This window comes from Glutamicibacter sp. ZJUTW, from assembly GCF_008370855.1.
In the GTDB taxonomy this organism is placed as follows: domain Bacteria; phylum Actinomycetota; class Actinomycetes; order Actinomycetales; family Micrococcaceae; genus Glutamicibacter; species Glutamicibacter nicotianae.
In genome coordinates this window covers 1329740-1356487 of sequence record NZ_CP043624.1, presented here as the reverse complement: position 1 = coordinate 1356487, position 26748 = coordinate 1329740, and the positions used below count along the sequence as shown (strand labels likewise).

Here is a 26748-nt window from a genome sequence, read left to right as displayed (position 1 = left end):
ACGCAACACCGGACACGGCAAATATCACCTTGGGCGTGAGCCGTTATACAGTAAAACGGGTCTGCTTTCCCAAGCAGCACCGCACAAGGCCTTTTCCGATCATCAGGAGCGTCACATGCGCACCAGTCTCTTCACCGACCACTATGAGCTGACCATGCTCCAGGCAGCGCTGGAATCCGGTGCAGCTCACCGCCCATCCGTCTTCGAGGCATTCGCACGCCGCTTGCCCGAAGGCCGGCGCTACGGTGTGGTCGCAGGCACTGGCCGCGTGCTCGAAGGCCTGGCAGATTTCCGCTTCGATGACGAGCAGCTGCGTTTCCTCAGCGACAACAAGGTGGTCAACGCCGAGACCATCAAGTACCTGGAGAACTTCCGCTTCACCGGCAACATCTCCGGCTATGCCGAGGGCGAGCTGTACTTCCCGAACTCGCCGCTGCTGACCGTGGAGTCGACCTTCGCCGAAGCCTGCGTCATCGAGACGTTCGTGCTCTCGGCGATGAACCATGATTCGGCCATTGCCTCGGCCGCCTCGCGCATGATCGCTTCGGCCGGCGAGCGCCCCTGCATCGAGATGGGCTCGCGCCGCACCCATGAGGAATCAGCGGTGGCCGCCGCGCGCGCCGCCATGATTGCCGGATTCTCCTCGACCTCGAACCTGGAAGCCGGTGCACGCTACGGCCTGAAAACCGTTGGCACTTCGGCCCACTCCTTCACCCTGCTGCACGACACCGAGCGCGCCGCCTTCGAAGCGCAGGTTGCCTCGCTGGGCAAGGACACCATCTTGCTGGTCGACACCTACGACGTCGAGAACGGCGTACGCACCGCGGTCGAGGTGGCCGGTCCCGAGCTGGGCGGCGTCCGCCTCGACTCGGGCGACCTGGTGCAGCAGGCAGGCTGGGTCCGCGAGCTGCTCGATGATTTGGGCAACTGGAACACCAAGATCACCGTCACCTCGGACCTGGACGAGTACGCGATCGCTGCCTTGGCCAGCGCCCCGGTGGACTCCTACGGCGTGGGCACCGCCCTGGTCACCGGCTCCGGGCACCCGACCGCGTCCATGGTCTACAAGCTGGTGGCCCGCCAAGACGATGCGGGCGAATGGATTCCCGTGGCCAAGGCCGCGGCGAACAAGGCCAGCGTGGGCGGCCGCAAGTATGCGGTGCGCCAGCTCAACGAGCGCAACCGCGCCGTCGCCGAAATCGTCTCCACCTCCGAGTACACCACCGGCGGCCCCGAGCGCGACTTGGTTGTCCCGCTGGTGCGCAACGGAGAGATCGACCAGGCCCATGTCGGCGCTGCCGGCGTCAAGCGCGCCACCGAGCGCCACCACGCATCGGTCCAGGAGCTGCCGGGCGTGGCCCGCAAGATGCAGCGCGGCGAACCGGTCATCCCGACCGTCATGATCCAGGACTAGACAAACACACGAAAAACTCAGCTGCGGAACGTAGGATCCAGGTTCAAGGATCCTGCGGTCCGCAGTTGTCCAAGGTCTACATTCACTAGCCAGGGAGGCAGCGATGAGCAGAGCCCTATTGATCATTGATGTCCAGCCGGACTTCTGCGAAGGCGGTGCCCTCGCGGTAACCGGCGGCAATGCTGTAGCTACGGCCATTGCCGCGGACATTGCCGAACGCCGCGATTCCTACTCGGCCATCGTGACCACCCAGGATTGGCACATCGAGCCGGGCGATCATTTCTCTCAGAACCCGGACTTCATTGATTCCTGGCCGGTGCACTGTGTCGCCGGCACCCCTGGCGCAGCGCTGCATCCGCAGCTCGCGCACGTGCCAGTCGACGCGCATTTCGCCAAGGGGCGTTTCGCCGCGGCCTATTCCGGCTTCGAAGCCCGGGAACTGGATCCTTCGGCAGACAAGGCCGATGAAAGCGGAGAACTGCTCGGTGACTGGCTCAAGGCCAAGGGCATCACTTCGGTGGATGTCGTGGGACTTGCCGCTGACCATTGCGTGAAGGCCACCGCGTTCGATGCGGTGGAAGCCGGGTTCACCACCACCATCATTTCCCCGCTGACCGCAGCGGTCTCGCCGGAGAATCTGCCAGCGATCCGCGAGGAACTGCGCGCAGCCGGCGTCACGGTGCTGTCGCTGGGCTGATCCTTGCCTTGAAAACCACAACGGCTTGGCGCTGACCGAATTCTCCGGTCAGCGCCAAGCCGTTTTTTCGCGGAAACTACTTGCGTCCGACGAACCAGTCCTGCAGCTTGTCGATGCGCGCCTGCAGCTGGTCAGCTGTTGCTTGCGGCACCGCAGGCCCGCCGCAGATGCTGCGCAGCTTGTTGTGGATCTGCCCATGCGGCGTGCCGGTCCGGGCAGACCATGCCGAGACGTTCTTGGACAGCTTCGTGCGCAGCTCCATCATGCGGCGGTGGTCGGACACCGGCTCGGGCTTCGTGGCGCCCTTGGAAATCTGCCTGTTCTGCTGCTTGCGCAGCAATTCGGACACCTGCTCGGTATCCAGCAGGCCCGGGATTCCCAGGAAGCCCAGTTCCTCTTCGCTGCCGATGTCGGCACCGGTGCCGAATTCGCCACCGTCGAAGAGCACGCGATCGAAGGAAGCCTGCGAGTTCAGCGCTTCGAACTTGTTGCGTGCCAGCTCGTCGCTGGCCTTCTCTTCCTTGTTCGCCGCTTCCAGCAGCGAATCGTCCAGGCCGTCCTCGTCCTTGGAACCTTCGCGGTCCAAGGCGTGGTCGCGTTCGACTTCCATCTCGTTGGCCAAGGCCATCAGGATCGGCACCGAGGGCAGGAACACCGAGGCCACTTCTCCGCGCTTGCGGCTGCGCACGAAGCGCCCCACCGCCTGGGCGAAGAACAGCGGCGTGGAGGTGGATGTCGCATAGACGCCGACGCACAAGCGCGGCACGTCCACGCCTTCGGACACCATGCGCACCGCGACCATCCAGCGCGCATCGGATTCGGAGAATTCGTCGATCTTCTGCGATGCCTTGGGGTCATCGGACAGGATGGTGGTGACCTTCTCGCCGCAGATGGCTTCGAGCTGGGCAGCATAGCCGCGCGCGTCCTCGTGGTCGGTGGCAATGACCAGCCCGCCGGCGTCCTTCACGGTGCGGCGCACCTCGGACAGGCGCCGGTCAGCGGCTTGCAGCACCGAGGGAATCCAGTCCCCGTGCGGGTCCAGCGCGGTGCGCCAGGCATGGGCGGTGACATCCTTGGTGAAGCCCTCGCCGAGGTTTGCTTCCATCTCCTCGCCGCCGGCGGTTCGCCAGCGCATATTGCCCGAATAGGCCATGAACAGCACCGGACGGACCACATGGTCTGCCAGGGCGTTGCCGTAGCCGTAGGTGTAGTCGGCCTTGGACCGGCGAATGCCGTCTCCCTCATCGATATACTGCACGAAGGGAATCGGTGCAGCATCGGAACGGAACGGGGTACCGGTCAGGGCCAGTCGGCGGGTGGCAGGTTCGAATGCCTCGCGGATGCCGTCGCCCCAGCTCAGCGCATCGCCGGCGTGGTGGACCTCATCCATGATCACCAGGGTGCGGGCATCCTCGGTCTTCGCACGGTGCACGGCAGGCTTCAGCGCGACCTGGGCATAGGTCACCACGACGCCCATGTAATGCGAGCCGTGCCGGCCGTCGGAGTTCTTGTAGTTCGGGTCCAGGGCAATGCCCACACGCGCTGCCGAATCCGCCCACTGCTTTTTCAGGTGGTCGGTCGGCGCGACAACGATCATGCGGTTGATCTTGCCCGAATCGATCAGCACCTTCGCCAGGCGCAGCGCGAAAGTGGTCTTGCCGGCGCCAGGGGTGGCCACGGCCATGAAGTCCTTGGGCTCCTTATCGAAGTACAAGGCCAGCGCTTCGGCCTGCCAGGCACGCAGCTTCGGCCCGGTTCCCCATGCCGCGCGTTCCGGGTACGCTACCGGAAGCTTGTCTTCTAGTGGAAGCTTGTCGCCAAAATCAAAGAGTGTCTCGGTCATTTACCTTTTCCCGGCCGCGTGCATCGTGTGAAGTAGTGCTAGTTCATTCGCAGCACTACCCCATCAAGGAATCGTAGATTTCCTTGCACTCGGGGCATACCGGGAATTTCTGCGGATCTCGGCCTGGGGTCCAGACCTTGCCGCACAGGGCGATCACTGGCTCGCCGGTCATTGCCGACTCCATGATCTTTTCTTTCTGCACATAGTGGGCAAAGCGCTCGTGATCTCCGGCCTCGACACTCTGGGTTGTCTCGGTACGTTCAATCGTGGCAGTGCCACCGCGGGTTTCTTCAGACTGTTCCACCATGCCTTCAAGTCTAGTACGGATTGCCCCTGCTGTCCGCGTGGCGGCCATGGGAGCTTGTCCACATTGACTTTGCCGCTGTTGCTTAAGCTGCTCCGTGTTCGGCTTCATATCTTCAGGTCAGTGATCGTTTTCTTGCATCTGCTCAAATGGCTGCCATCCAGTTTGATTTGGATTTCTCCCGGCTTGGGCACCACCGGCCAATATCCTGTGAACCTTGTTGCACCAGGGCAGGCAAAAGGCCGCCCGGCGGAACATTGCTGTCCGCTGGACGGCCCAGGATGCCGTTCCGGTTGCCCTGCCTACTTGTTGAGCATGACCGACTGCATCAACTCTGGAGTGCGCTTCTCATACCATTTGCCGCCGAGGGCAATGCCGCCGAGCACCAGTCCGGTGCCCAGAACCAAGCCCGCACCCAGGGTGATGAAGCCCAAGACCTGCGAGTGCTGGAACCAGCCGATAGTGTAGGGAATGAGCACCGGGATCAGCAAGAGTCCCATGGTGAGCATGATACCCAGCTGCGTGAGCGCCATGCGCATGCCGCTGCCAGGCGGGGTCTTCATCGGGTTATCGCCCGGAAGCGGCACCGCATAGGTGTAGCGGGCCGAAGACACCGAGGAAACGCCCAACGCGACGAACAGCGCGGCCAGCGACAAGCCCAGATCACCCGGGATGCGCCATAGCTCGCCAGCGATGAGGCCAGGCAGGATCGCGGCAGCCAGGACCGGAATGATGGCAATCAGGAAGCAGGACAGCGCCCGTCCTGCACGATCGGCCCGGCCGGATATGCCGGTCAGTGCATGCAGTGCAAAGGCCGTGTTGTCATAGGAAATATCTGCGGATATGGAAAAGCCCAGCAGGATGCCGATCAACGGCCCCATCAGATACATCATCGTGTAGTTGCCGGATTGGCTGCCGGTGAACCAGAAGAGCAATGGAAGCACAGGCACAATCAGCACGCCCACGGCGTAGCGCGGATCCTTGAACCAATAGGTCAGTGCCCTGGCGGCGACGGCGCCGGTCGGTGTTGCCGGCAGCAGCTTGAAGAAGCCCAACCCCTTGGCCGTGGCAGCGCGCTGCTGCGGCGGCGGGGTAATCGCGGCTTTTGCAGTAGCGCGAGCCAGCAGGAAATAGAGCCCGCCGAGGTAGGCCGCACCTAGCGCCAGGTGGATGGCCATCTGCCCGTAGAGCGCCGAGGCATAGGCCCCGGGAACAGCGGCAAAGGCGCCGAGCGGGGTGTAGCCGAGCACCGTGGACAGCGGATGGATCCAGTCGCCCAAGGACTGCGCCGCGGAGAACACCGAGGCCATGATCGGGCCCAGCCCGACGAGCAGCAAGAACAGCAGCGCGAACGTCAATTCGCGGAAGCGGCGCTTGGCCCGCAGCGCGGTTGCCATGATCACCAGGTACTGGCACAGCAGGATCGCCATCACCGCGGTCGCCACCGCAGCGAGCAGACCCAGCATCAACGCACCTGCATCGCTTCGCCACATCAGCGAGGCGCCCAGCAGGCCGACAACTGTCAGCACCGCAGGAATCGAGATAAAGCCGGCCAGCACCAGGGCAGGACCCAGGGTCTTTTCCGGGATTCCGAATTGGACGAAGCGCGACGGTTCCAGGGTGAGGTCGACGCCGGTCAGCAGCGGCGGGATGATGGCCCAGCCCAGCACCACTGCCGAACCGATCAGGGTAAACATTTCGCCTTGGAAGGGGATCTCGTCAGCGGCGAACCACACGGCCAAGGTCAGCATGGTGATCATGCCCAGCGCGTACAGGCCGCCGATGATGACGCCGATCAGCTGGCCGACGGAGCGCTTGAAGCCATTGGCCAGCAAGCGCAGTTTCAGGCTTAGGACGTGCGCAACCATGACAGCCCCTCGTTGTTGGCGCGGCCGCCCACCAGATCGACGAAGCGGTCTTCCAGGCTCATGCCGCCGCGGACTTCATCCACGGTGCCCTGCGCCTTGAGCACGCCATCGGAAATGACCGCCACATGCGTGCACATGCGCTGGACCAGGTCCATGACATGCGAGGAAACGATCACGGTGCCGCCGAACTCCACGTAGTTGTTCAGGATGTCGCGGATATTCGCCGCCGAGACCGGGTCCACTGCCTCGAATGGCTCATCGAGCACCAGCAGCTTTGGCGAGTGGATCATCGCGGTAGCCAAGGTGATCTTCTTGGTCATGCCGGCGGAGTAGTCCACCACCAGCTTGTCCCCGTCATCCAGCAGGTCCATCACGCGCAGCAGGTCTTCGGTGCGCTGGGCAACTTCGGCACGGTCCATGCCGCGCAGCAGCCCGGAATAGGTCACCAGCTGCCGGCCGGTGAGCCGATCGAATTGGCGCACGCCATCGGCCAGGACGCCCAGGGTGGACTTGGCGGCGTGCGGGTCGGCCCAGATGTCCACGCCGTTGACCACCGCCTGGCCCGCATCCGGGCGCAGCAAACCGGTAGCCATCGAGAGCATGGTGGTCTTTCCGGCGCCGTTGGGCCCGACCAGCCCATAGAATGAACCGGCGGGAACTTGCAGGCTGACGTTGTTCACGGCAATCTTGGCGCTAAATTGCTTGGCGAGAGACCGGATGTCCAGTGCGATCTGATTCATAGTTTAAGGCTAGCAATGCCCCAAGTCAGAACACATCATCCTTTGGAGTTAAACCTGAAGGCAAGACAAAGCCGCGGCCCGGGAAATATTCCGGACCGCGGCTTGCTAGCTGTGCGCTTCAGCGCTTCGGCATCAGCCTAGAAGAGTACGCGGGCCAGCTTCTGGCGCGAGGCGGCGACGCGTGGGTCGGCATTGCCGATGACCGCATAGAGCTCGATCAGGCGGCGGCGCACCCGCTCGCGGTCCTCATCCGCTAGCTTGGAGATCAGCGAGACCAGCCGGGCGAAGGCGTCCTCGACATGCCCGCCGACCACATCCAGGTCGGCGACATCCAGCTGCGCCGCGATGTCCTCGGGGTTCTGCGCGGCCTGCTCGCGAGCCTTGTTCAGATCCAGGTTGTGCGTGCGCGAGAGCAAGCGGACCTGGTACACGCCAACCTGCGCGTCCTTGTCGTTCGGCTTTTCGTTCAGCGCTTCCAAGTAGGCTGCCTCGGCGGCGGCGTAGTCCCCCGCATCAATGGCGTCGACTGCCTTCTGGTGCAGCGGCGGCAGTTCCGGCTCGGCCTGGCCGGCCTGCCCGGAGAATGCCGGGGCGGTGCCGCTCATGCCCTGCTGCACGGCAAGCTGTTCAAGCTGCGCGAAAACCTGGGCAATTTGCGCTTCTTCGGCAGGACCCTGGAACAGCGGCACCGGCTGGCCCTTGATCAGCGCAACCACCATCGGGATCTGCTGCGCCTGGAAGGCCTGGGCGATCTGCGGGTAGCTTTCGGCATCCACGAGGCCGAGGACGAACTTGCCACCCTTGGCATCCACCAGCTTGCGCAGGGTCGCATCCAGGTCTGCAGAGACCTGCACGCGCGGCGAGCCGAGGGAAACGATGGCGGGCACCTGCTGGGACAGGCCGACGAACTGCTGGAACGCGGCCTCGTCCAGGCTGGTGGTCCAGCTGGCGGCACCGGCTGGGGTGCTGTCGGTGGCTTCCGGGCCGTGGTTGGCCAGCGCCGAGAGATCCACCGCACCGCGGGTCGAGGGGATGTTCTGATCAGTCATGGGGATTAGTCAACTTCCTTCACATCGAGCAGGACCTGGCTTGCCGAGATCAGCTGGATCTTGTCCTTGGAACCATCGGCCGGCAGGTAGAACATCACTGGTTCGGCGTAGGTGCTCTCGACGTCGCCGTTCGACGAGCTGGAGCCCAGCAGCTGTTCGGTCAGCTTGTCGGTGCTCTTGAGCGGGTCGGCGTCTTCGGTGCGGACGAACAGCGCCTTGTTGTTCAGCTTGCCGGTGACAATCGCGCCGCCGTCCGGGGTGGAGACCACCTTGGTGTCGCCCTCGGTGACCGAGCGCTTGTACTTCACGTTCGCCTCGTTGGCTTCCTTGGACTCGTCCTCCTGGGCCGCGTGCACCGCCTTGATGAAGTCCGACTCGGCGAACTTGTCCTTCTCCTTGGCCTTGGGATCGGTCAGCACCTTGCCCAGCGCCTCCAGCGCCTTCTTCGGGGTCATCTGCAGGCCTTCGGCGTCGGCGCCCAGCTGCTTGGTCGACGGATCGCCCACCGCGATGCCCGGGAAGGTGGAGTTCGGCAGCATCTGTCCGGCGAAGACCACCTTGAAGTTCTCGCGGGCATTGGCCTGCACCAGGGTGAGCGCCTGCGGCAGGGTGTCTGCGTCATTGTTCTTCGCGGTCACCACGGAGATCACGCGCGGGAACTTGGCTTCATTCGCATTCGGCACCGCGGCCGAGCGGATCACCTGGGTCGTGAGCGCCATCGGCTTGTCGACCTTGAACTCTTCCTTGAGCATGTCATAGCGCTTGTTGCGCAGGTACTTGAAAGCACCGGCGCTGCGCTGTTCCAGGGCCTTGGAATCGTTCTTTTCATCTGCCTTGGCGATCTGCTTCTGGGCATCGGCCAGCACCCGCTTGAGCTGCTCTTCGGTGATCACCGGGAAGCTGGCCGCTTCCTCCTCCGAGGAAGCGGCGGATTCGGAGCCCTTGGCCTCGTCGGACTTGGCTTCTTCGGACTTCGCTTCATCGGACTTCTGCGCCGATTCCGAGGCCTTGGCACTGTCCTCGTCGCTTGGAGCCATCGGCAGCGAGACGCCGGAGATGGCCAGGGCGACGACTGCCACGGCGGCGACCGAGTGCTGGGTGTTCGAGCCGGTCTTCGCCTTGCCGGGGCGCATGGCCAGCAGGGCCACGCCGAAGACCAGCAGCAGCGCGCCGGCAATGATCAACGGCAGGGCGAATGGCATGGCGTCGTCATTTGCGTAGCTCACCGAGATGTCCACTGGAGCGGCGTCCTTTCCGCCGGCGGCCAGCAACAGCGACCAGTCGCCGGAATCCGGAGCGGTCCAGCGGTAGGTCATGGTCTGGTCTGCGGTCTGCGAGTCGAAGAAGATGTCATCGCCGGCGGGGTTCGGCACTTCGGCTTCGCCCTTGGCGTATTCGGCAATCATCTTGTGGTTATTGGTATCGATTCCGGTGACCGAAACGTGCGCGGCATCGCCGACCCACGACTCGACGTCATAGTCGCGTCCCAGGGACGCGGTGAATTCACCCTTCGACTTGATCACCAGTTCCACCGGATCAAGCTTGGGGTCGTTGACCGAGGATTCAATCACGGTCAGCGGGGCCTCATCGGATAGTTGCGGCATGGTCGCGGTCACCGTTTCGGGCGGCGCCCAAAAGGTCTTCTGTCCGATGCCGACCACCAGGGCCACGGCCCCCAGCAGCATCGCGATCACGGAGATTACTTTTCGCACAAGTTCACCTATTCGCCTACGTCTCACAGCTGTTCTTCGACAAGTCTAACGAGTTGCGGCGGATCATGGTTCCGATCAGTGCCTGTGAACTGCCTCAACACCGCAAGTGCGTGGTGCCTTGAACCACTTAATAGACGCCAATGCGCGATATGCTCTGACCCATGGAGCCAGATCAGCCGCGCCCGCATCGCGCTCAGCACGCGCACGACGAGCAATCGCACGCACCTGAGCGCTCCGTGGAACCAGAGGCCCCAGGCCCGGAATCCACAGCGCATTCCCAGCCTCATCAGGCGAATTCCCAGCCGGCGCCGCCATCATCAGAGGGCTCGCCGGTCCCCCGCTATCCCGCTTCTGCGCCATCGGGCGGCACTGCGGCTCGCGAGGGCTGGACCAGGAAGCTCGCCGACCGGGTGGGCAAGCTGCTCAACGCCCCGCAGCGGGGCGCGGCCCTCGGCGAGGAACCCGAGCAGCCGCTGGAGGGATCCCCCGAACCCATTCCTGCGCTGCACCCGATTTCCATGGGCTTCCTGGGCACCATCGGGGTGGGCATCGCCCTGGGCGGCTTCTACCTGCTGACCAATGTCGGCTCGCTGATGACCTGGATTGCCATCGCGCTGTTCATTGCCCTGGGCCTTGACCCGCTTGTGCGCTTCATGATGCGCAAGGGGCTCTCCCGTCCGCTGGCCGTGACCGCGACCATGGTCAGCATGCTGGCAATCTTCGGCGGCTTCATGGCCCTGATCATCCCTACGCTGGTCAATCAGATCACCACCTTCATCACGCGCGCGCCTGAAATCGTCGATGATTTCCTCAATAGCGAATGGGTCAGGGAAATCGACCGCCAATATGCAATCTCCCAGCGCATCACAACCGAGGTGGACCGTTTCTTTGGAGACTCGGGCGCCGTAACGAATGTCTTCGGCGGTGTCCTGGGCGTCTCGCAAACCGTCGCGCAGTCGATGTTCGGCGTGCTGATCGTGCTGGTGCTGGCCATCTACTTCCTGGCGTCCCTGCCTGGCATGATGGGCTTCTCATTGCGCCTGGCCCCGCGCTCCAAGCGCGAGCGCGTCTCGGAATTGACCGTGCGCATCACGCGCTCGGTGGGCAACTATGTCATGGGCCAAGCCACCGTGGCGATACTGAACTGCCTGGTGGCGCTGCTCCTGATGAGCATCCTGGGCGTTCCGTTCACCGCGCTGCTCACCTTGCTGGTGGCCTTGCTGGCCTTCATCCCACTGGTCGGTGGCGTGATCGCCGGTGTGCTGGTCACCTTGGTGACGCTGTCCCTGGGGTGGCAAACCGCGCTGATCTATGCCGTCTGCTACTTCGGCTACCTGCAAATCGAAGCCTACTTCGTCTCGCCGCGCATCATGCGCCGGGCGGTGGCAGTGCCCGGCGCTGTAGCGGTGATCTCGGTGATTGCCGGTGGCAGCCTGGCCGGGGTTACCGGTGCGCTGATGGCCATTCCGGTAGCTGCCAGCGCCATGATCCTGTTGCGCGAGGTATTCATCGCACGCCAGGACCGCCGCTAGCGGACTGACTCCGCAGGCTCGTCCTAGTAGCGGTAGGAGCGGGTTTCCCAGCAGTGCGGATGCCAGTGGCGCCGCGCGGTGGCCGCGGCCTCATCCCCCGACCAGTGATCCGCCCGCCAGGCGACCACATGGGCCACGCCCACGCCGATGGAGCGGTGGCACCCGGGGCAGGTGTAGATCTTGTTGGCGTTCAGCGGCGCGATCTTGCGTACATGCCACTGCCCATCCGGGGCATCCTGGCGGAGCACCACGCCGAAGCGCGCCCGTTGCATCCACTCTTCCTGGTCCGCTCCGTACTCCTGCTCGTCATCCCCATAGCCGTGTCCGGATCCGGAGTTCCGGCCCTTGGCAGGTCGTGAATTCTTCGAGCGGCGCGGGCGGTTGGAACGTGGCATGTCATTAATCATGCCGTATCTGAGGGCACAAGTCGCAACCAGCTAGTAAAGTGTGTGGGGTGCGTTTAGTGGTAGCGAAGTGTTCAGTAGATTACGAGGGCCGTCTGCGAGCCCACCTTCCGTTGGCGACCCGCCTGATCATGGTCAAGGCCGATGGATCGGTTCTCATCCATTCGGATGGCGGCAGCTACAAGCCGCTGAACTGGATGAATCCTCCATTGACCCTGCGCGAGGCCGACCCCGACGAGGAAGCCGCCGCTTTGGGAGCCACCGCCACGTGGATCGTGGCCAGCGCGAAGACCGATGACAAGCTGACCATCCACTTCCACAGCTTCGAGCACGACTCGGCCCACATCCTGGGCAATGATCCGGGGCTGGTCAAAGACGGCGTCGAGGCCGACCTGCAGCGCCTGCTAGCCGAGCAGATCGAGTTGCTCGGCGACGGCCACCAGCTGATCCGCCGCGAGTACATGACCGCCATCGGCCCGGTGGACATCCTGGCCCGTGATGCCAAGGGCGCCACGGTAGCGGTAGAGCTCAAGCGCCGCGGCGACATTGACGGCGTGGAACAGCTGACCCGCTATCTGGACCTGCTCAACCGCGATCCGCTGCTCAAGCCGGTCACCGGAATCTTCGCAGCCCAGCAGATCAAGCCGCAGGCCCGCACCCTGGCCGAGGACCGCGGCATCCGCTGCCTCACCCTGGACTACGACGCCATGCGCGGTGTCGACGATTCCGCAGGACGTCTCTTCTAGCGCAGAGTCCTGCCCGACGCGCTGCAAGTCCCGGAGCTGCCTGCCGACTGCTAATCTGATCTCCTCAACCAAATGCGCTGGGGGCCGCACGGCACCAGCCAGCTTTGCCGGGAGGACCATTGGATCCGCTGACAGCTTCGCTCATGGCCATTGGCAGCGGTTCCGCCGCCGGACTTCGGCCCTACTTCACCGTGTTGGCGCTCGGCATTGCCGGACTCGCAATTCCCGACACCGCACCAGAGATGATCGCCTCGGCCGCCCGGCAGATCCCCGAGATCATCAGCAATCCTTGGGTTCTGGCGATTTGCGCGGTGCTGGCCATTGGCGAAGCGGGCCTGGACAAGATCCCTTTCCTGAACTTGTCCATGGAAACGGTCTCCGTATGGCTGCGCCCGGTCTTCGGAGCGCTGGTAGGCATTGGGCTAGGGGCCAACTCGGGAGCGGAAGTTGCCGTGGTGACCGGGTTGCTCGGTGCGGGATCCGCGCTGTCGGTGAGCCTGGGCAAATCATCGCTGACCGCGGCAACCAACGTCGTGCCCGAACCGGTGACCCACTGGGTGCGCAGCCTGATAGAGGATTTCGGTGCGCTGGTGCTCGTCCTCGCTGCTGTGCTGCTTCCGGTGCTGGCCGCGCTGCTTGGCCTGGCAGCGGTGGCCATCGGGTTCCTCCTCTACCGGATGTTCCGCAAGGCCTACCGCTCGCTGAAGAGCAAATTCGGCAATGAGAAGGACAAGCAGGCCGCCGCACGGGCCGCGCGCGAAGCGCAGAGCGACACCGGCGGGAATGCCAGCGCCTGGCAATCGCTGAAGCTCATCGCTTCCGGCACCGATCCGGAAAACCCGGATCCTGCCGCTACACGCGGCTGAGCGCATGGCGCCCTCCTTCCACGTCCGCTTCGAGAATAATCCGCCAAGTCGGTGACTGGATGCCTTCTCTCTTCTAAGCTGGGAACATGACTACGACGCGCTACGCTTTGTTCGCCACCCTGATTTCCGATGGCCTCAAGGTCACCGATGGCGTGCTCGCCGTCGAGGGAGACCGCATCCGCTTTGCCGGCAACCGCGATGACTTCACCGCCCTGCCTGACGCCGCCGACTACCCGGTGCGCGAAGTGGCCCCGGGATCCATCATCATCCCGGGCCTCATTGACCTGCACTGCCACGGCGCCCTCGGCGCTGATTTCTCGTCGCCGGATCACAAGAGCGTCACCGAAGCCATCGAGTACCTGCACCGTTCGGGCACCACAACGCTGCTCGCCTCGCTGGTCACCGCTGAGCCGTCGTCGATGATCGAGGCCGCCGAACTGCTCGCCGAATTGGCCGAGGCCGGGAAGATTGCCGGCATCCATGCCGAGGGCCCATTCCTCTCCGAAGCCCGCTGCGGCGCCCAGGATCCGCGCTTCCTGCAGGAACCTGATCCCGGCTTCGTCAGCGAGCTGGTGGCCGCCAGCCGCGGCCAGCTGCGCACCATGACCTATGCCCCCGAGCTGGAGGGCACCGAGGAAATCATCGAGCAGCTGGTCTCCCACGGCGTGGTTCCCTCGCTGGGGCATACCGATGCCAGCGCGCAGGTCGCCTCCGATTCGCTGCGCTTTGCCCGCGAGCAGCTGCGCAGCGCCGGGGTGGACGGATTCACCGAACGCCCGACGGTCACCCACCTGTTCAACGGCATGCCCTCGCTGCACCACCGCGAGCCGGGACCGGTGGCCGCCTGCCTGGAAGAAGCGGTGAACCGCAATGCGTTCGTGGAGCTGATCGCCGACGGGGTGCACCTGTCCCCCGATACCGTGCGGCTGGTCTACCGGCTGGTGGGCGGAGGCAACATCCTGCTGGTCAGCGATTCCATGGCAGCCACCGGCCTGGACGATGGCCAGTACACCCTCGGCCCGCAGGAGGTGACCGTGTCCAACGGCCAGGCACGGCTGTCGAGCGACGATTCACTGGCTGGCGGCACCTGCACGCTGCTCCAGATCGTCCAGCATGCGGTGCAGGCAGGGGTCTCGCTGGTCGAGGCGGTCAACTCGGCCACGTCCATCCCCGCCTCGCTGATCGGGCTGGCCGATGAAGTCGGCTCCCTGCACTACGGCTTCGCGGCCGACGCGCTGGTCCTCGATGCCGACCTGCAGCTGGTCCAGACGATCCGCAACGGGGAGTACCTCTAGCCTTTAAGAAGCGAAGACCGCCGCTGCATCTGCAGCGGCGGTCTTCGCGTATTCAAGTGCTAGATCTGCCAGCTTCCGGCGATCGGTCCGGCTTCGAGCCAGGCCGAGAAGCCGGTGTAGTCACGGTAGTCCATGGCCAGCAGCAGTTCCTCACCGCTGCGCACCAGCATCACGATGATGAATCCCGGCGGGATCCGCGAGGTTTCCTCATCGGTGGGCTGGCGCGTTCCGGTGATGTCCAGTCCGCGGCGCTCGATCACGAAGCTCGGCACCGGGGAGACAGAGAAAAACCGCAACAGGTCCACATGCGCTCCGCCGTAGCGGCCGATGACCATGATCCATTTGCCCGAGGGCGCAAGGATTGATGCATCGAAGGTGCCCAGCGTGCGCCGCAATTGGATGCGGCGCACGGCCATGGCCCCGAAGAACATGGCGATGCCGATGAGGATCAGCAACGCGATCAGAACTGGTGCGGTTATCTCGAACAATTCATCGCCTACGCTGCGGTACCAAGCACAGCGTTGTCAGCAACGATCACTACGCGATCCGAATCAACGGAGAAGAAGCCCCCATCGATCTGGACCGAGAAGCGGGACTCGGAAACCGGTTCGATTTCCAGGTCCCCAGCGGCAAGCACGGACAGCATCGGAACGTGACCGGGCAGAACACCGATCTCGCCGTCCACCGAACGAGCCTTGACCAGCTTGGCTGCGCCCGACCACACGAAGTGGTCGGCCGCGACGATTTCGACCTGAAGCTCAGCCATGATTAGCTGGCCTTCTGGATTTCGGCCCACTGGCGCTCGACGTCGTCAAGACCGCCGATGTTGAAGAACGCCTGTTCTGCAATGTGGTCCAGGTCGCCATCGCAGATGGCCTTGAAGCCTTCGATGGTGTCCTTGATCGATACGGTCGAGCCCTCGACACCGGTGAACTGCTTTGCGGTGTAGGTGTTCTGCGACAGGAACTGCTGGATGCGGCGTGCACGTGCAACGACGATCTTGTCCTCTTCGCCCAGTTCGTCGATACCGAGGATCGCGATGATGTCCTGCAGTTCCTTGTTCTTCTGCAGGATAGCCTTCACGCGGATGGCTACATCGTAGTGATCCTGGCCGATGTACTGCGGATCCAGGATTCGCGAGGTCGAGGTCAGCGGATCGATTGCCGGGTACAGGCCGCGCGACGCGATTTCACGCGACAGCTCGGTGGTTGCATCCAGGTGGGCGAAGGTTGCTGCTGGAGCCGGGTCGGTGTAGTCATCGGCCGGGACGTAGACAGCCTGCATCGAGGTAATCGAGCGGCCCTTCGTCGAGGTGATACGTTCCTGCAGCAGGCCCATTTCATCGGCCAAGTTCGGCTGGTAGCCCACGGCGGAAGGCATGCGGCCCAGCAGGGTCGACACCTCGGAACCGGCCTGGGTGAAGCGGAAGATGTTGTCGATGAAGAGCAGCACGTCCTGGTTCTGCACATCGCGGAAGTATTCCGCCATGGTCAGAGCCGACAGTGCCACGCGCAGACGGGTGCCTGGTGGCTCATCCATCTGGCCGAACACCAAGGCGGTGTCCTTGAGCACGTTGGCTTCGTCCATTTCGACCCAGAGGTCGTTGCCTTCACGGGTGCGCTCGCCCACGCCGGCGAATACCGAGGTACCACCGAAGTTGCGTGCCACACGGGTGATCATTTCCTGGATCAGCACGGTCTTGCCCACGCCAGCGCCGCCGAACAGGCCGATCTTGCCGCCCTTGATGTAAGGGGTCAGCAGGTCGATCGACTTGATGCCGGTTTCCAGCATTTCGGTCGAGCCCTCGAGCTCCGAGAACTTCGGAGCCTCGCGGTGGATTGGCCAGCGCTCGGAAACCTGGATCTCCGAGTTGTCAACGTCCAGGGCATCGCCCAGCACGTTGAAGATGTGGCCCTTGACGCCGTCACCAACTGGGACGGAGATGGCAGCGCCGGTATCGATAACCTGAGCGCCGCGGACCAGGCCGTCGGTGGCCTGCAGCGATACTGCGCGGACCAGGCCTTCACCGAGGTGCTGGCTGGTCTCGAAGGTGATCTTCTTGGTTTCGCCGTTGAGGGTCAGCTCAGCGGTCAGTGCGTTGTAGATAGCAGGCAGTGCGTCGGCTGGGAACTCGACGTCCACGACCGGGCCAGTCACGCGCGCGACGCGACCAATGGCCCCTGCGGTAACCTGCTCGTTGAGTTGGGCAGTCATCTTTCTCACTTCTTGTCTGGTCGGAATCTCGGAAATCAGCTGTTCAGCGCGTCGGCGCCGGCAATAATTTCCGAAAGCTCCTGGGTGATTTCAGCCTGACGGGCATTGTTGAGCAATCGGGTGTACTTCTTGATCAGTTCACCAGCGTTATCGCCTGCGGCCTTCATGGCGCGCTGGCGGGCAGCGAGCTCGGAGGCAGCGGACTGCAGCTGGCAGTTGAACAGTCGAGAATCGATGTAGCGCGGCAGCAGTGCATCAAGCACTTCCTCCGGCGATGGCTCAAACTCGTACAGTGGCAACAGCTCGTCGGCCGGGGTCTCGGACTCGTCCTCGACAACCTCCAACGGCAACAGACGGATGACCGTCGGTTCCTGCGTGACCATCGACTTGAACTGGGTGTAGACGACGTGGATCTCGTCCACGCCTCCCTGCTCGAAGTCGGTGTCGAAGTCCTCCAGGAGGACATCGCGCAGCTCGCGTGCGGTTTCGAAACGCGGGGAATCGGTTTCCCCGGTCCACACTCGTGCGTACTCGCGTGAGCGGAAATCAAAGTAAGCCTGGGCCTTGCGGCCGACCAAGTAGGTCTTGACTTCCTTGCCTTCTTCACGCAGGAGTTCCACGAGGTGCTCTGCCTGCTTCAGAACGCTGGCGGAGTAGGACCCGGCAAGTCCTCGGTCCGAAGTCATCACCAGGACCGCGGCACGGCGTACCTGCGCCGGCTCGGTGGTCAGTGGATGATCGACATCGGCCTGGGACGCGACGGCGGTTACTGCACGGGTAATCGCATTGGCATACGGCAGCGAGGCCGAGACACGCGTACGTGCCTTACCAATGCGGGATGCAGCGATCAGTTCCATCGCCTTGAAGATCTTGCGCATCGACTTGGTCGATCCGATCTTCTGGCGGTAGACCCGAATCTGGGCTCCCATGTGTGTCCTTTCCTTATCCCCTGCCTTGGGAGGGCGGCGCCGTTACCGGCGCCGCTCCCCCTTGGCAAGGAAAATGTCAGCGCTTCTGCTTGACGATCTGTTCCTGGTCAACGGACTCGGAATCGAGAGCGTCATGCTCTTCGTGTCCGGCTGCGACAAGCTTGTCGTCGCCTTCACCGAAGAAGCCGGCCTTGAAGTCCGCAACAGCGGTCTTCATGGCTTCCAGAGTCTCGTTCTCCAGCTTGCCGGTCTGGCCAATCACGGTCAGCACATCGGTGCGGTGGCGCAGGTACTCGATGAACTCGCCCTCGAAGCGGCGTACATCCTCAACCGGGACATCGTCCAGGTAGCCGTTGGTGCCGGCCCAGATCGAAACGACCTGGTCCTCAACCGGGTACGGGGTGTACTGGCCCTGCTTGAGCAGTTCCATCAGGCGTGCGCCACGGGTCAGCTGCTGCTTGGAAGCGGCATCCAGGTCCGAAGCGAACATTGCGAATGCCTGCATGTCGCGGTACTGAGCCAGTTCCAGCTTCAAGGTACCGGAAACCTTCTTCATGGCCTTGACCTGTGCAGAACCGCCAACGCGGGATACCGAGATACCCACGTCGACAGCTGGACGCTGGTTGGCGTTGAAGAGGTCCGACTGCAAGAAAATCTGGCCGTCGGTGATCGAGATGACGTTGGTCGGAATGAACGCGCCCACGTCGTTGGCCTTGGTTTCGATGATTGGCAAGCCAGTCATCGAGCCTGCACCCAACTCGTCCGACAGCTTGGCGCAACGCTCAAGCAGGCGGGAGTGCAGGTAGAAGACGTCGCCTGGGTAGGCTTCGCGTCCTGGCGGACGGCGCAGCAGCAGGGACACGGCACGGTAGGCTTCAGCCTGCTTCGACAGATCATCAAAGACGATCAGAACGTGCTTGCCGCCGTACATCCAGTGCTGGCCGATGGCCGAGCCTGCGTATGGAGCCAAGTACTTGAAGCCGGCTGGGTCCGATGCCGGGGAGGCCACGATGGTGGTGTACTCCAGGGCGCCCTGCTCTTCGAGGGTCTGGCGGACGGCAGCGATGGTCGATGCCTTCTGGCCGATTGCCACGTAGATGCAGCGGACCTGCTTGGTCTGATCGCCGGACTCCCAGTTGGCACGCTGGTTCAGGATGGTGTCGACCGCGATGGCGGTCTTGCCGGTCTGGCGGTCGCCAATGATCAGCTGGCGCTGGCCACGGCCGATCGGGATCATGGCGTCGATAGCCTTCAGACCGGTCTGCATTGGCTCGTGCACGCTCTTGCGCTGGGTCACGCCTGGGGCCTGGAGCTCCAGGGCGCGGCGGCCCTCGGAAGCGATTGGGCCCAGGTTGTCCAGTGGCTCGCCCAATGGGTCGACCACGCGGCCCAGGTAGCCGTCGCCGACTGGAACCGAAAGGATCTCGCCGGTGCGCTCTACCTTCTGGCCAGCTTCGATGCCGGTGAAGTCACCAAGCACAACGACACCGATTTCGCGGGTATCGAGGTTCTGGGCCAAGCCCAGGGTGCCATCTTCGAACTTCAGCAACTCGTTGGCCATGACGGAAGGAAGGCCTTCCACTCTGGCGATGCCGTCGCTCGCGGCGACGACGCGTCCCACCTCGGTGCGCTCTGCCTTACCCGGTTCGAAGGAAGATGCGAACTCGTTTAGGGCATCGCGGACGTCGTTGGCATTGATGGTCAAATCGGCCATCTGCAGTCCCTGCTCTCCTAAATTGTGATCCGGCCCGGCGGGCCGAATCGAATGTGAATGAAGTCTGTTGTGGTCCTGGCAGCCAGGAACACCGGGCGAAGGATCGTTCCTCGCGCCCAATGAGTCCTAGCTGGCCAAGGCGCGGCGCAACTCGGCCACGCGTGATGCCACGGAAGCGTCGACAACTTCGTCGCCAACCTTGACTACCAGGCCACCAACCAGCGATGGGTCGGTAGTGGTGTTGAGCTTGAGCTGACGACCGTATAGCTTGTTCAGGCTGCTCTCCAGGCGCGAAAGCTGGGCTTCGGAGAGTTCGATGGAGCTGGTCACCGAAGCGATCCAGCGCTGCTGGCGCTTGGCCACGAGCTCTACGAAACGTCCAACCAAGGCTGCCGGCTTCAAACCGCGGGGGTTCGAAACTGCCTGGGAGATCAAAACCTGCGAGGTCTGCGACGCGTTAGGCACGAGCTTCAGCGCGAGTGCGCGCTTAGCCTCGACTGGGGCCTGTGCATCATCCAACGCACGCTGCAGCTCGTGATTGCCACGAACTACCTCGATGAAGGAGAACAGATCCTGCTCCAGCTTGTTCAGCCCCGAAGCGCCGTCCTGCTGTTCCGCCACCGCGGCAACCGCGGTGACAGCCAGCGTTTCGAGCGCATCGCTAATGTCGCGTTCCGAGCTCCAGCGGGTAGAAGCCAGCTGTGCAACGGTATCCTCGGCGTCAGCCGAGACCTTTCCGCGCAGCAGCTGAGCCAAAAGGCCTGCCTTGTCGGCATTCCCACGGGCTGGGTCAGTCAATGCGCGGCGGAGACCGGCATTTGCATCCAGTACTTCCAGGACCGCGAACAGTTCCTTAGGCAGCTCAATAGATGCCAGTGCCAGCTTGGGTTCCAGGAACTCCAAAGCCTTTGCCAGTGACTCGCTCGATACACTTGCCATTAGTTCGATGCACCTGCGTTCTGCTGAGCTTCCAAATCGGTCAGGAACTTGTCAACCACGCGCTGGGCACGGGCATCGTCCTGCAGAGCTTCGTCAACAACCTTGCTTGCAAGCTCGGTAGCCAATGCGCCCACGTCGGTGCGGAGCGAAGCCAGTGCGGATACGCGCTCAGCCTCGATCTGGCGGTGCGACTGCTCGGTGATGCGAGCTGCCTCATCGGTTGCCTTGGTCTTCAGATCGGCGAGGATCTGAGCACCTTCGCTACGAGCTTCCTCACGGATGCGGTTTGCTTCGGTGCGTGCTTCCAGAAGCTGGGCCTTGTACAGTGCCAAGGTCTCCTCTGCTTCCTTCTGCGCTGCTTCAGCCTTCTCAAGGCCACCTTCGATCGCGGTGACGCGATCTTCATAGGACTGCTCGAACTTCGGAGCAATCACCTTGATGACGATGAACAGAAGGACCGCGAAACCAACACCCGTAACGAGAATTTCCCACGGGTTCGGCAACAGCGGGTTGACCGATTCGCTCGCAGCGAGGATGAAATCAGTGCTGTTCATTCTCACTATTCCTTATCTACTAGTTTCCGCTTTTGTGTACGCCTCGCGATAGTGGCGAGGCCACTACAGTTGCGAAAAGACTAGGCGCCTACGACGAAGGCGAAGACCAGGCCCAGGATGGCCAGTGCTTCAGTAAGTGCGAAGCCAAGCAAGGCGATTGGCTGCAGGATGCGCTGAGCTTCTGGCTGACGAGCAACACCATTGATGTAGGCAGCGAAGATCAAGCCAACGCCGATAGCCGAACCGATAGCAGCCAGGCCGTAGCCGATCATATTCAGGGAGCCGTGCAACATGTGATTATGTTCCTTTCAAGATACCGGGCTTTTGCCGGTAGGTTGTGAGGTATTCCTTGAGCGACTCAAGGAAGATCTTTATGGGTTGGAAGAAAGAAGTGTTGGCCTAGTGGGCGTCGGCTTCAATTGCACCTTGGAGGTAGATCGCGGTCAGCAGGGCGAAAACGAACGCCTGCAGGCACATGATCAGAAGTTCCAGGAAGTACATAGCGACCGATCCGATGATGACCAGCACGCCGAGGCCGTTCATGGCCAGGGAGTCCTGGACAACGATCAGGTGACGCGCGCCGGACGCTGCCAGCATCACGATCATGTGACCGGCCAGCATCGTTGCCATCAAACGCAGCGAGTGCGTCAGCGGGCGAACGATGAAGTTAGAAATGATTTCCAACGGAACCATCAGCGGCATGATCCAGCCCGGAACACCGGACGGGACGACAGCCAGCTTGAAGTAGCGGATACCATGGTTCTTCAGGCCTACGGCAATCCAGGTGCCGTAGATGATGATAGCCATCGCGTAGGCAGAACCAGCGTGTGAGAACGATGGAAGCTGCAGGAACGGAATCGCGCCGAAGAGGTTGTTCAGCAGTACGAAGAAGAAGGTCGCGAACAGCAGAGGAATCCAAGGACGGAAGTTCTTCTCGCCGATGATGTCGCGGCCAATTCCGTTACGTACGAATGCGTAACCGGTTTCAGCGATGTACTGCATCTTGCCTGGAACCAATTTAGGGTTCTTGATGGCCGCGGTGAAGAACCAAGTGATGAGCACGATCGACAAAACGATCATGAGCATCTGCTTGCCGAAACCCGTGCCGTACTCCGCCATCCAAGGGAAGATATCTGGAAGGTGGGTATCGGAAACGGATGGCGGTACGAAGCCGCCTTCTTCTGAGGCCATTGGGAGCGCAAACGCGAACAACGCGCTGTCCTCTCTGCAGTAACGGTCACGGGCAAAAGGCGGTGACTGGCGGTAACTGCCTCTCACCGTGTGAAGAAAAGATCAAACGGGGATCCCATCACGGCCCATGCCAAAGCATCAACCCTGATGAAGGTCCATCTGCGGGTCTCCCCGCGGATGCATCTTGCATAAACCGCCCGCGGTTCAGCGGACGGCCAAAAATGACCCGAAGTAAGCTTATCAAACTCACAGCACCCCACCGACACAAAGTCGGGCGGAATACTCTATTCCTCGTTGTAGATAGCCAGGCGTGCCTTCATGAAGGCACGCACCTCGCCAACCTGCCAGGCAACAAGGGAGATAGCTGCTGCAAGAACGAATCCCTGGCGGTTGACCCATTCGGGCAACCCCAGGTTCAACAGCACGAAGGCGATGCCGAAAACCTTGATGACAAAGACGCCCAGGAATGCGGGCATGGCCCACGATCGGCGGATTCGCCCGGCAGCTTCGGCGATGAGGATGCCAATTGCGAAAAAGCCGATCACGATCCCGGCAGCCAGCGCACCAGAAAGCGCGTAGGTGAGATCAGCTACCAGCCATGAAATCAGGAAAAATATGGCGGTAGCGATCGCCGAATACACCAGTGACAAGCCAAGAATCGGCAGCCAGATGGATTTCGGGGCTGACGAAGCACTGACGCGGGCAGAACCAGAATTCACGTCCGCAACCTTTCTTCGTCAACACCGAGGGACCATCGCGCACCCATCGATGCTGATGAAACTTGAAACTCCCACCCGTTCCCGAAAAGAACAGGAGGAAGAAGATCCACATTGAATTCTACACGAGATAGAAACAGATTGCGCACGCATTACTTGGCTAATTAACCGGGCTAGGCCTTGCCCATGCGCTTGCGCAGGGCATCGACCCGCTTGATCACCAGCGGACGCCACGTGGCCACCGCTGCCACTAGGAACAACAGCAAGGCCATCGGCACCACCAGGACCACCGGGATGAAGGCGATGGACACCACTGAGACAGCAATCACGGCAGCCCAGAGGTACAGCAGGATCACCGACTGGCGCACCGAATGGCCCTGGGCCAGCATCCTGTGGTGGATGTGCTTGGCGTCCGGTGAAAAGGGTGAGCGTTTGTTGGCCAGCCTGCGGAAGACCGAGAGCACAAGGTCCAGGACTGGTAGGAACACGATGACCATCGGCAGCAGCATCGGCATGTAGGCAGGGATGTTGCGGAAGCGCCGTGCCTCCAGCCCCTGCACATCCCCGGTCACCGCGATCGCGGCCACCGAGAGGACCATGCCGATGGCCAGCACCCCGGTCTCCCCCATGAAGATATTCGCCGGGTTGAAGTTGTGCGGCAGGAAGCCCAGGCAGGCGCCGAGCAGCAGCGCGCAGAGCAGCGCCCCGATGTTAGCGTAGTCATCCGCGCTCACATGCGTGGCCAGCACATAGGAATACACGAAGAAGGTCGCCGCGCCAATGGCGGCCAGGCCCGCGGCCAGGCCATCGAGCCCATCGGAGAAGTTGATCGCGTTCATGGTCAGCACGATCAGGAACACCGTCACCGCGATCTGCAGCCACGGCTCATCGATCTGCCACGAACCGACCGGCAGCGACTGGATGACGATTCCGTGGGTGGCGATCAGCCAGCCGATCAGGATCTGCCCGGCGAGCTTCAGCCACCACTTCAAGTCGAACATGTCATCGGCCAGGCCCATGAGCACGATGACTCCCAGCGCATAGGCGATGCCGCGGATGGCTTCGTCATTGCCGAAGACCCCGCGGAAGAAATGGAAGTTGCTCGCGAGCCATAATCCTGCGGCGAAGGCGGCGATGATTGCCAGCCCGCCGAACTTCACGATCGGCTTTTCATGCTGGTCGCGCTCGCGCACCAGCTGGTTCCCGGTAAAGCGCTGGCCGAACGTGCGCACGATCGGCGTGAGCAGGAACGAGACCGTAAAGCTGAACGCTATGAGCAGGACATATGTTCTCATGCGCCGGTTTCCGGTGCGTCCTGTCCCAAATCGAGAATTCCAGGGACGACCACGCGCAATTCCTCAATGGAAATTGCACCCGAGCGGACTACCTGCAGGTGCGCACCGGTGCAATCGATGATGGTTGATGGCAGGACTTCTTCGCCGGCCGCACCGCGCGGACCGCCGTCGAGGTACACATCCACCGACTCGCCCAGCTGGGCGATGGCCTGCTCCACATCCAGTGCCGCCGCGTTGCCGGTGCGGTTGGCCGAGGACACTGCCAGCGGGCCGGTCTGGCCCAGCAGTTCCAGGGCGGTGTCGTCGTTGGGCACGCGCAGCGCTACGGTGCCGCGGGTCTCCCCCAGATCCCAGGTCAGCGACGGCTGGGCGTGCAGGATCAGGGTCAGGCCGCCTGGCCAGAAGGCTTCGGCCAGCTTCCGGGCCTCATCGGGGATGTCCCGGGCCAGCCCGTCCATGGTGGCGGTCTGGGCAATCAGCACCGGTGGCGGCATGGTGCGGCTGCGGCCCTTGGCCGCCAGCAGCATCGCTACGCTCTGGGCGCTGAAGGCATCGGCGCCAATCCCGTAGACGGTATCTGTGGGCAAGACGATGCAGCGCTTGTCCGCCAATGCGGCCTTGGCTGCAGCGATGCCGTCAGCGTGTTCCTGCTCGTTGCTTACCGAAAATGTTGTGCTCACGGGATCATTCTTTCATGCACTGGTGTGTCGTTTGGTTATTGGGGCGCGTAGCCGGATGTGGCGCGGGCGCGCCCGGTGAGGTCCTGGTGGCCGGCAACCTGCGTGAACCCTGCTTCGCGCAGCATCGCGGCCGCGCTCTCGCGCTGCACTTCGGCGTGTTCCATCACGTACCAGCCGCCGGGACGCAGCAGCGTCAGGGCCTGGGCCGTGACGGCTCGCGGGACCTGCAGCCCATCCTCCCCCAGCCCGTACAACGCCATCTCCGGGTCGTGCTCGCGCACCTCGACCTCGCGCGGCACCGCATTCGGCGGGATGTAAGGCGGATTGGAGATCACCAGATCCATGGTGCCTTCGAGCTGGGAGGGCACCTGCGTGGCGTCCCGGTGCAGCACGGTGACCCCGTGGGGTTCGCAGTTGGTCCGGGTGTAGCCGATAGCATCATCCGAGAGCTCCACGGCCCAGACGCTGGCCGTCGGCACCTCGCTGGCCAGGGCCGCGGCAATGGCGCCGGAACCCGAGCACAAGTCGATGCACCGCGGGCTGCCGATCCCGTGGGCCGCCAGGAAATCAAGGCCCAGCTGCACCACGGTTTCGGTTTCCGGCCGCGGGGTGAAGACCCCCGGCCCGACCTTCAGTTCCAGGTAGCGGAAGTAGGCGACGCCGGTCAGGTGCTGCAGCGGGATGCGGGTGCGCCGGGCGGCCACCAGCGCGGTGAACTGCTCCCGGTGCTCCGGACCGAGGCCGTCGCCGCGCAGCTCGCGCAGCTTCAGCTGCGCGCGGTCGATGCCCAGCACATGGCAGAGCAGCAGATCGGCATCGACGCCGGGGCTTGGCACCCCGGCGTCGGCCAGCGCCGCAATCGCCTGGCGGCGTACGGCAGATAGTTCTTCCAAGGCGCAGTTACTCGCCCAGCGCTGCCAGGCGCTCTTCCTCGTCCATCTGGATGCAGGAGTCGACCACCGGCTGCAGGTCGCCGTCCATCACGGCGTCCAGATTGTAGGCCTTGTACCCGGTGCGGTGATCCGCAATGCGGTTCTCCGGGTAGTTGTAGGTGCGGATGCGCTCGGAGCGGTCCATGGTGCGGATCTGGCTGGCGCGCTGCGCCGAGTTCTCGGCGTCGATCTGTTCCTGCTGGTGGGCCAGCAGGCGCGAGCGCAGCACGCGCATCGCGGCTTCGCGGTTCTGGATCTGCGACTTCTCGTTCTGCATGGCCACTACGATGCCGGTAGGCAGGTGGGTGATGCGCACCGCGGAGTCGGTGGTGTTCACCGACTGGCCGCCTGGGCCCGAGGAACGGTAGACGTCGATCTTCAAATCATTCTGGTGGATATCGACTTCTTCGGGCTCGTCCACTTCGGGCAGCACCAGCACGCCGGCGGCCGAGGTGTGGATGCGGCCCTGGGATTCGGTGACCGGCACGCGCTGCACGCGGTGCACGCCGCCCTCGAACTTCAGCTGGGCGTAGACGCCTTCTGCCGGGTCGTTGGAGTTGCCCTTGATGGCCACCTGGGCGTCCTTGTAGCCGCCGAGGTCGGACTCGTTGTAGGAGATCATCTCGACCTTCCAGCCCTTGTGCTCGGCGAAGCGGGTGTACATGCGCAGCAGGTCGGCCGCGAACAGCGCCGCTTCGTCGCCGCCTTCGCCGCCCTTGACTTCGAGGATCACGTTGCGGCCGTCGTTCTCATCGCGCGGGATCAGCAGGCGGCGCAGCTTCTCCTCTAGCGCCGGCAGCTCGGCGGTCAGGGTTTCGACCTCTTCGGCGAAGTCCGGATCCTCGTCGGCCATTTCCTTGGCGGCTTCCAGGTCCTCGGTGGCGGTGTTCCACTTGTTGTAGGCTTCGACGATGCCGTTCAGCTGGGCCGAACGGCGCCCGAGCTTGCGGGCCAGCGCCTGGTCGGCGTACACCGCTGGATCCGAGAGCTGCGCCTGGATGGCTGCATGCTCTTCTAGTAGCGATTTGACGGACTCGAACATGGTGGTGTGCTTCCTTGTTGGCGTTTTCCGCGCAGTGCCGGCGCTTGGCGCTGCCCGGGCACTGCTGGAATT

The 26748-nt window shown here is 63.0% G+C and carries 27 protein-coding genes; 6 read left to right on the top strand and 21 right to left on the bottom strand.

The genetic code is table 11. The annotated features are described in order from the left end of the window. The first annotated feature begins 115 nt into the window (after window positions 1-115). Window positions 116-1414, top strand: a complete 1299-nt coding sequence (locus tag F0M17_RS06395; RefSeq protein ID WP_038992074.1) for a nicotinate phosphoribosyltransferase — start codon at window positions 116-118, stop codon at window positions 1412-1414. Window positions 1415-1517: 103 nt separating this feature from the next. Beyond that, window positions 1518-2111 (top strand): isochorismatase family protein, encoded by a 594-nt coding sequence (locus F0M17_RS06390; protein ID WP_149596687.1) that lies wholly within the window; start codon window positions 1518-1520, stop codon window positions 2109-2111. Between the two features lie 76 nt (window positions 2112-2187). Here the strand turns inward: F0M17_RS06390 and F0M17_RS06385 are convergent, their stop codons facing one another. The 6 genes from F0M17_RS06385 to F0M17_RS06360 form a co-directional block, all read right to left on the bottom strand. Continuing rightward, window positions 2188-3954, bottom strand: coding sequence for a DEAD/DEAH box helicase (locus tag F0M17_RS06385; RefSeq protein WP_149596686.1), 1767 nt, complete (start codon window positions 3952-3954; stop codon window positions 2188-2190). A 55-nt stretch (window positions 3955-4009) separates the two neighbouring features. Next, window positions 4010-4261: a DUF3039 domain-containing protein gene (locus F0M17_RS06380; protein ID WP_038990501.1), complete on the bottom strand. Its 252-nt coding sequence runs from the start codon at window positions 4259-4261 to the stop codon at window positions 4010-4012. 299 nt (window positions 4262-4560) lie between these two features. Further along, the gene (locus tag F0M17_RS06375; RefSeq protein WP_121866566.1) at window positions 4561-6126 is read right to left on the bottom strand and encodes a transporter; all 1566 of its coding nucleotides are present in this window, start codon (window positions 6124-6126) and stop codon (window positions 4561-4563) included. Further along, window positions 6108-6866, bottom strand: a complete 759-nt coding sequence (locus F0M17_RS06370) for an ABC transporter ATP-binding protein (RefSeq protein WP_149596685.1) — start codon at window positions 6864-6866, stop codon at window positions 6108-6110. Before F0M17_RS06370 ends, F0M17_RS06375 begins: the two co-directional genes overlap by 19 nt. Window positions 6867-7003: 137 nt before the next feature. Further along, window positions 7004-7915, bottom strand: coding sequence for a co-chaperone YbbN (locus tag F0M17_RS06365; RefSeq protein WP_038990505.1), 912 nt, complete (start codon window positions 7913-7915; stop codon window positions 7004-7006). Window positions 7916-7920: 5 nt separating this feature from the next. After that, window positions 7921-9627 carry a hypothetical protein gene (locus tag F0M17_RS06360; RefSeq protein WP_121866565.1) on the bottom strand — a complete coding sequence of 569 codons (1707 nt, stop codon included), beginning with the start codon at window positions 9625-9627 and terminating at the stop codon, window positions 7921-7923. Between the two features lie 161 nt (window positions 9628-9788). Here F0M17_RS06360 and F0M17_RS06355 point away from each other — a divergent pair, with 161 nt between their 5' ends. After that, the gene (locus F0M17_RS06355; protein ID WP_073707637.1) at window positions 9789-11159 is read left to right on the top strand and encodes an AI-2E family transporter; all 1371 of its coding nucleotides are present in this window, start codon (window positions 9789-9791) and stop codon (window positions 11157-11159) included. A 23-nt stretch (window positions 11160-11182) separates the two neighbouring features. Here the strand turns inward: F0M17_RS06355 and F0M17_RS06350 are convergent, their stop codons facing one another. Further along, window positions 11183-11554 (bottom strand): hypothetical protein, encoded by a 372-nt coding sequence (locus tag F0M17_RS06350; protein WP_073707638.1) that lies wholly within the window; start codon window positions 11552-11554, stop codon window positions 11183-11185. 59 nt (window positions 11555-11613) lie between these two features. Here F0M17_RS06350 and nucS point away from each other — a divergent pair, with 59 nt between their 5' ends. The 3 genes from nucS (at window position 11614) to nagA (ending at window position 14470) form a co-directional block, all read left to right on the top strand. Further along, window positions 11614-12309 (top strand): endonuclease NucS, encoded by a 696-nt coding sequence (nucS, locus tag F0M17_RS06345; RefSeq protein ID WP_038990509.1) that lies wholly within the window; start codon window positions 11614-11616, stop codon window positions 12307-12309. Between the two features lie 119 nt (window positions 12310-12428). Next, complete coding sequence (locus F0M17_RS06340; RefSeq protein ID WP_210416701.1) at window positions 12429-13175, top strand: DUF4126 domain-containing protein; 747 nt, start codon at window positions 12429-12431, stop codon at window positions 13173-13175. Window positions 13176-13261: 86 nt separating this feature from the next. After that, window positions 13262-14470, top strand: coding sequence for an N-acetylglucosamine-6-phosphate deacetylase (gene nagA, locus F0M17_RS06335; RefSeq protein WP_149596683.1), 1209 nt, complete (start codon window positions 13262-13264; stop codon window positions 14468-14470). Window positions 14471-14529: 59 nt separating this feature from the next. On the opposite strand, the gene F0M17_RS06330 is transcribed toward nagA, so the two are convergent. From F0M17_RS06330 to prfA, 14 genes are all read right to left on the bottom strand, one after another. After that, complete coding sequence (locus F0M17_RS06330; protein ID WP_066137627.1) at window positions 14530-14958, bottom strand: DUF2550 domain-containing protein; 429 nt, start codon at window positions 14956-14958, stop codon at window positions 14530-14532. A gap of 8 nt (window positions 14959-14966) precedes the next feature. Beyond that, window positions 14967-15236 carry a F0F1 ATP synthase subunit epsilon gene (locus F0M17_RS06325; RefSeq protein ID WP_038990466.1) on the bottom strand — a complete coding sequence of 90 codons (270 nt, stop codon included), beginning with the start codon at window positions 15234-15236 and terminating at the stop codon, window positions 14967-14969. 2 nt (window positions 15237-15238) lie between these two features. Continuing rightward, window positions 15239-16684 carry a F0F1 ATP synthase subunit beta gene (atpD, locus tag F0M17_RS06320; RefSeq protein ID WP_038990465.1) on the bottom strand — a complete coding sequence of 482 codons (1446 nt, stop codon included), beginning with the start codon at window positions 16682-16684 and terminating at the stop codon, window positions 15239-15241. Between the two features lie 35 nt (window positions 16685-16719). Beyond that, window positions 16720-17613 carry a F0F1 ATP synthase subunit gamma gene (locus F0M17_RS06315; RefSeq protein ID WP_066137623.1) on the bottom strand — a complete coding sequence of 298 codons (894 nt, stop codon included), beginning with the start codon at window positions 17611-17613 and terminating at the stop codon, window positions 16720-16722. 76 nt (window positions 17614-17689) lie between these two features. Further along, entirely contained in the window at window positions 17690-19327 is a 1638-nt protein-coding gene (gene atpA, locus F0M17_RS06310; protein ID WP_038990460.1) for a F0F1 ATP synthase subunit alpha, read from the bottom strand. A 126-nt stretch (window positions 19328-19453) separates the two neighbouring features. Beyond that, window positions 19454-20266, bottom strand: coding sequence for a F0F1 ATP synthase subunit delta (locus F0M17_RS06305; RefSeq protein WP_038990459.1), 813 nt, complete (start codon window positions 20264-20266; stop codon window positions 19454-19456). Beyond that, a complete protein-coding gene (locus F0M17_RS06300) occupies window positions 20266-20820 on the bottom strand; it encodes a F0F1 ATP synthase subunit B (RefSeq protein ID WP_038990457.1) in 555 nt (184 codons plus the stop codon). Before F0M17_RS06300 ends, F0M17_RS06305 begins: the two co-directional genes overlap by 1 nt. Window positions 20821-20900: 80 nt before the next feature. Continuing rightward, entirely contained in the window at window positions 20901-21113 is a 213-nt protein-coding gene (locus F0M17_RS06295; protein WP_073707641.1) for a F0F1 ATP synthase subunit C, read from the bottom strand. 106 nt (window positions 21114-21219) lie between these two features. Continuing rightward, complete coding sequence (gene atpB, locus F0M17_RS06290) at window positions 21220-22011, bottom strand: F0F1 ATP synthase subunit A (protein ID WP_083515384.1); 792 nt, start codon at window positions 22009-22011, stop codon at window positions 21220-21222. A 284-nt stretch (window positions 22012-22295) separates the two neighbouring features. Continuing rightward, window positions 22296-22730: a hypothetical protein gene (locus F0M17_RS06285; RefSeq protein ID WP_052253623.1), complete on the bottom strand. Its 435-nt coding sequence runs from the start codon at window positions 22728-22730 to the stop codon at window positions 22296-22298. A 170-nt stretch (window positions 22731-22900) separates the two neighbouring features. Then, the gene (locus F0M17_RS06280; protein ID WP_073707642.1) at window positions 22901-24022 is read right to left on the bottom strand and encodes an MraY family glycosyltransferase; all 1122 of its coding nucleotides are present in this window, start codon (window positions 24020-24022) and stop codon (window positions 22901-22903) included. Beyond that, window positions 24019-24702: an L-threonylcarbamoyladenylate synthase gene (locus F0M17_RS06275; RefSeq protein WP_149596682.1), complete on the bottom strand. Its 684-nt coding sequence runs from the start codon at window positions 24700-24702 to the stop codon at window positions 24019-24021. Before F0M17_RS06275 ends, F0M17_RS06280 begins: the two co-directional genes overlap by 4 nt. 35 nt (window positions 24703-24737) lie before the next feature. Next, window positions 24738-25595, bottom strand: a complete 858-nt coding sequence (gene prmC, locus F0M17_RS06270; RefSeq protein WP_073707643.1) for a peptide chain release factor N(5)-glutamine methyltransferase — start codon at window positions 25593-25595, stop codon at window positions 24738-24740. A gap of 7 nt (window positions 25596-25602) precedes the next feature. Beyond that, window positions 25603-26676 carry a peptide chain release factor 1 gene (gene prfA / locus F0M17_RS06265; RefSeq protein WP_038990452.1) on the bottom strand — a complete coding sequence of 358 codons (1074 nt, stop codon included), beginning with the start codon at window positions 26674-26676 and terminating at the stop codon, window positions 25603-25605. Window positions 26677-26748 lie beyond the last annotated feature (72 nt).

What these genes read in the sequence shown, in the direction of transcription:
- F0M17_RS06395 (WP_038992074.1), top strand. Translation starts at nt 116, where the DNA reads ATGCGCACCAGTCTCTTCACCGACCACTATGAGCTGACCATGCTCCAG.
- F0M17_RS06390 (WP_149596687.1), top strand. Translation starts at nt 1,518, where the DNA reads ATGAGCAGAGCCCTATTGATCATTGATGTCCAGCCGGACTTCTGCGAA.
- F0M17_RS06385 (WP_149596686.1), bottom strand. Translation starts at nt 3,954, where the DNA reads ATGACCGAGACACTCTTTGATTTTGGCGACAAGCTTCCACTAGAAGAC.
- F0M17_RS06380 (WP_038990501.1), bottom strand. Translation starts at nt 4,261, where the DNA reads ATGGTGGAACAGTCTGAAGAAACCCGCGGTGGCACTGCCACGATTGAA.
- F0M17_RS06375 (WP_121866566.1), bottom strand. Translation starts at nt 6,126, where the DNA reads ATGGTTGCGCACGTCCTAAGCCTGAAACTGCGCTTGCTGGCCAATGGC.
- F0M17_RS06370 (WP_149596685.1), bottom strand. Translation starts at nt 6,866, where the DNA reads ATGAATCAGATCGCACTGGACATCCGGTCTCTCGCCAAGCAATTTAGC.
- F0M17_RS06365 (WP_038990505.1), bottom strand. Translation starts at nt 7,915, where the DNA reads ATGACTGATCAGAACATCCCCTCGACCCGCGGTGCGGTGGATCTCTCG.
- F0M17_RS06355 (WP_073707637.1), top strand. Translation starts at nt 9,789, where the DNA reads ATGGAGCCAGATCAGCCGCGCCCGCATCGCGCTCAGCACGCGCACGAC.
- F0M17_RS06350 (WP_073707638.1), bottom strand. Translation starts at nt 11,554, where the DNA reads ATGCCACGTTCCAACCGCCCGCGCCGCTCGAAGAATTCACGACCTGCC.
- nagA (WP_149596683.1), top strand. Translation starts at nt 13,262, where the DNA reads ATGACTACGACGCGCTACGCTTTGTTCGCCACCCTGATTTCCGATGGC.
- F0M17_RS06325 (WP_038990466.1), bottom strand. Translation starts at nt 15,236, where the DNA reads ATGGCTGAGCTTCAGGTCGAAATCGTCGCGGCCGACCACTTCGTGTGG.
- atpD (WP_038990465.1), bottom strand. Translation starts at nt 16,684, where the DNA reads ATGACTGCCCAACTCAACGAGCAGGTTACCGCAGGGGCCATTGGTCGC.
- F0M17_RS06315 (WP_066137623.1), bottom strand. Translation starts at nt 17,613, where the DNA reads ATGGGAGCCCAGATTCGGGTCTACCGCCAGAAGATCGGATCGACCAAG.
- atpA (WP_038990460.1), bottom strand. Translation starts at nt 19,327, where the DNA reads ATGGCCGATTTGACCATCAATGCCAACGACGTCCGCGATGCCCTAAAC.
- F0M17_RS06305 (WP_038990459.1), bottom strand. Translation starts at nt 20,266, where the DNA reads ATGGCAAGTGTATCGAGCGAGTCACTGGCAAAGGCTTTGGAGTTCCTG.
- F0M17_RS06300 (WP_038990457.1), bottom strand. Translation starts at nt 20,820, where the DNA reads ATGAACAGCACTGATTTCATCCTCGCTGCGAGCGAATCGGTCAACCCG.
- F0M17_RS06295 (WP_073707641.1), bottom strand. Translation starts at nt 21,113, where the DNA reads ATGTTGCACGGCTCCCTGAATATGATCGGCTACGGCCTGGCTGCTATC.
- atpB (WP_083515384.1), bottom strand. Translation starts at nt 22,011, where the DNA reads ATGGCCTCAGAAGAAGGCGGCTTCGTACCGCCATCCGTTTCCGATACC.
- F0M17_RS06280 (WP_073707642.1), bottom strand. Translation starts at nt 24,022, where the DNA reads ATGAGAACATATGTCCTGCTCATAGCGTTCAGCTTTACGGTCTCGTTC.
- prfA (WP_038990452.1), bottom strand. Translation starts at nt 26,676, where the DNA reads ATGTTCGAGTCCGTCAAATCGCTACTAGAAGAGCATGCAGCCATCCAG.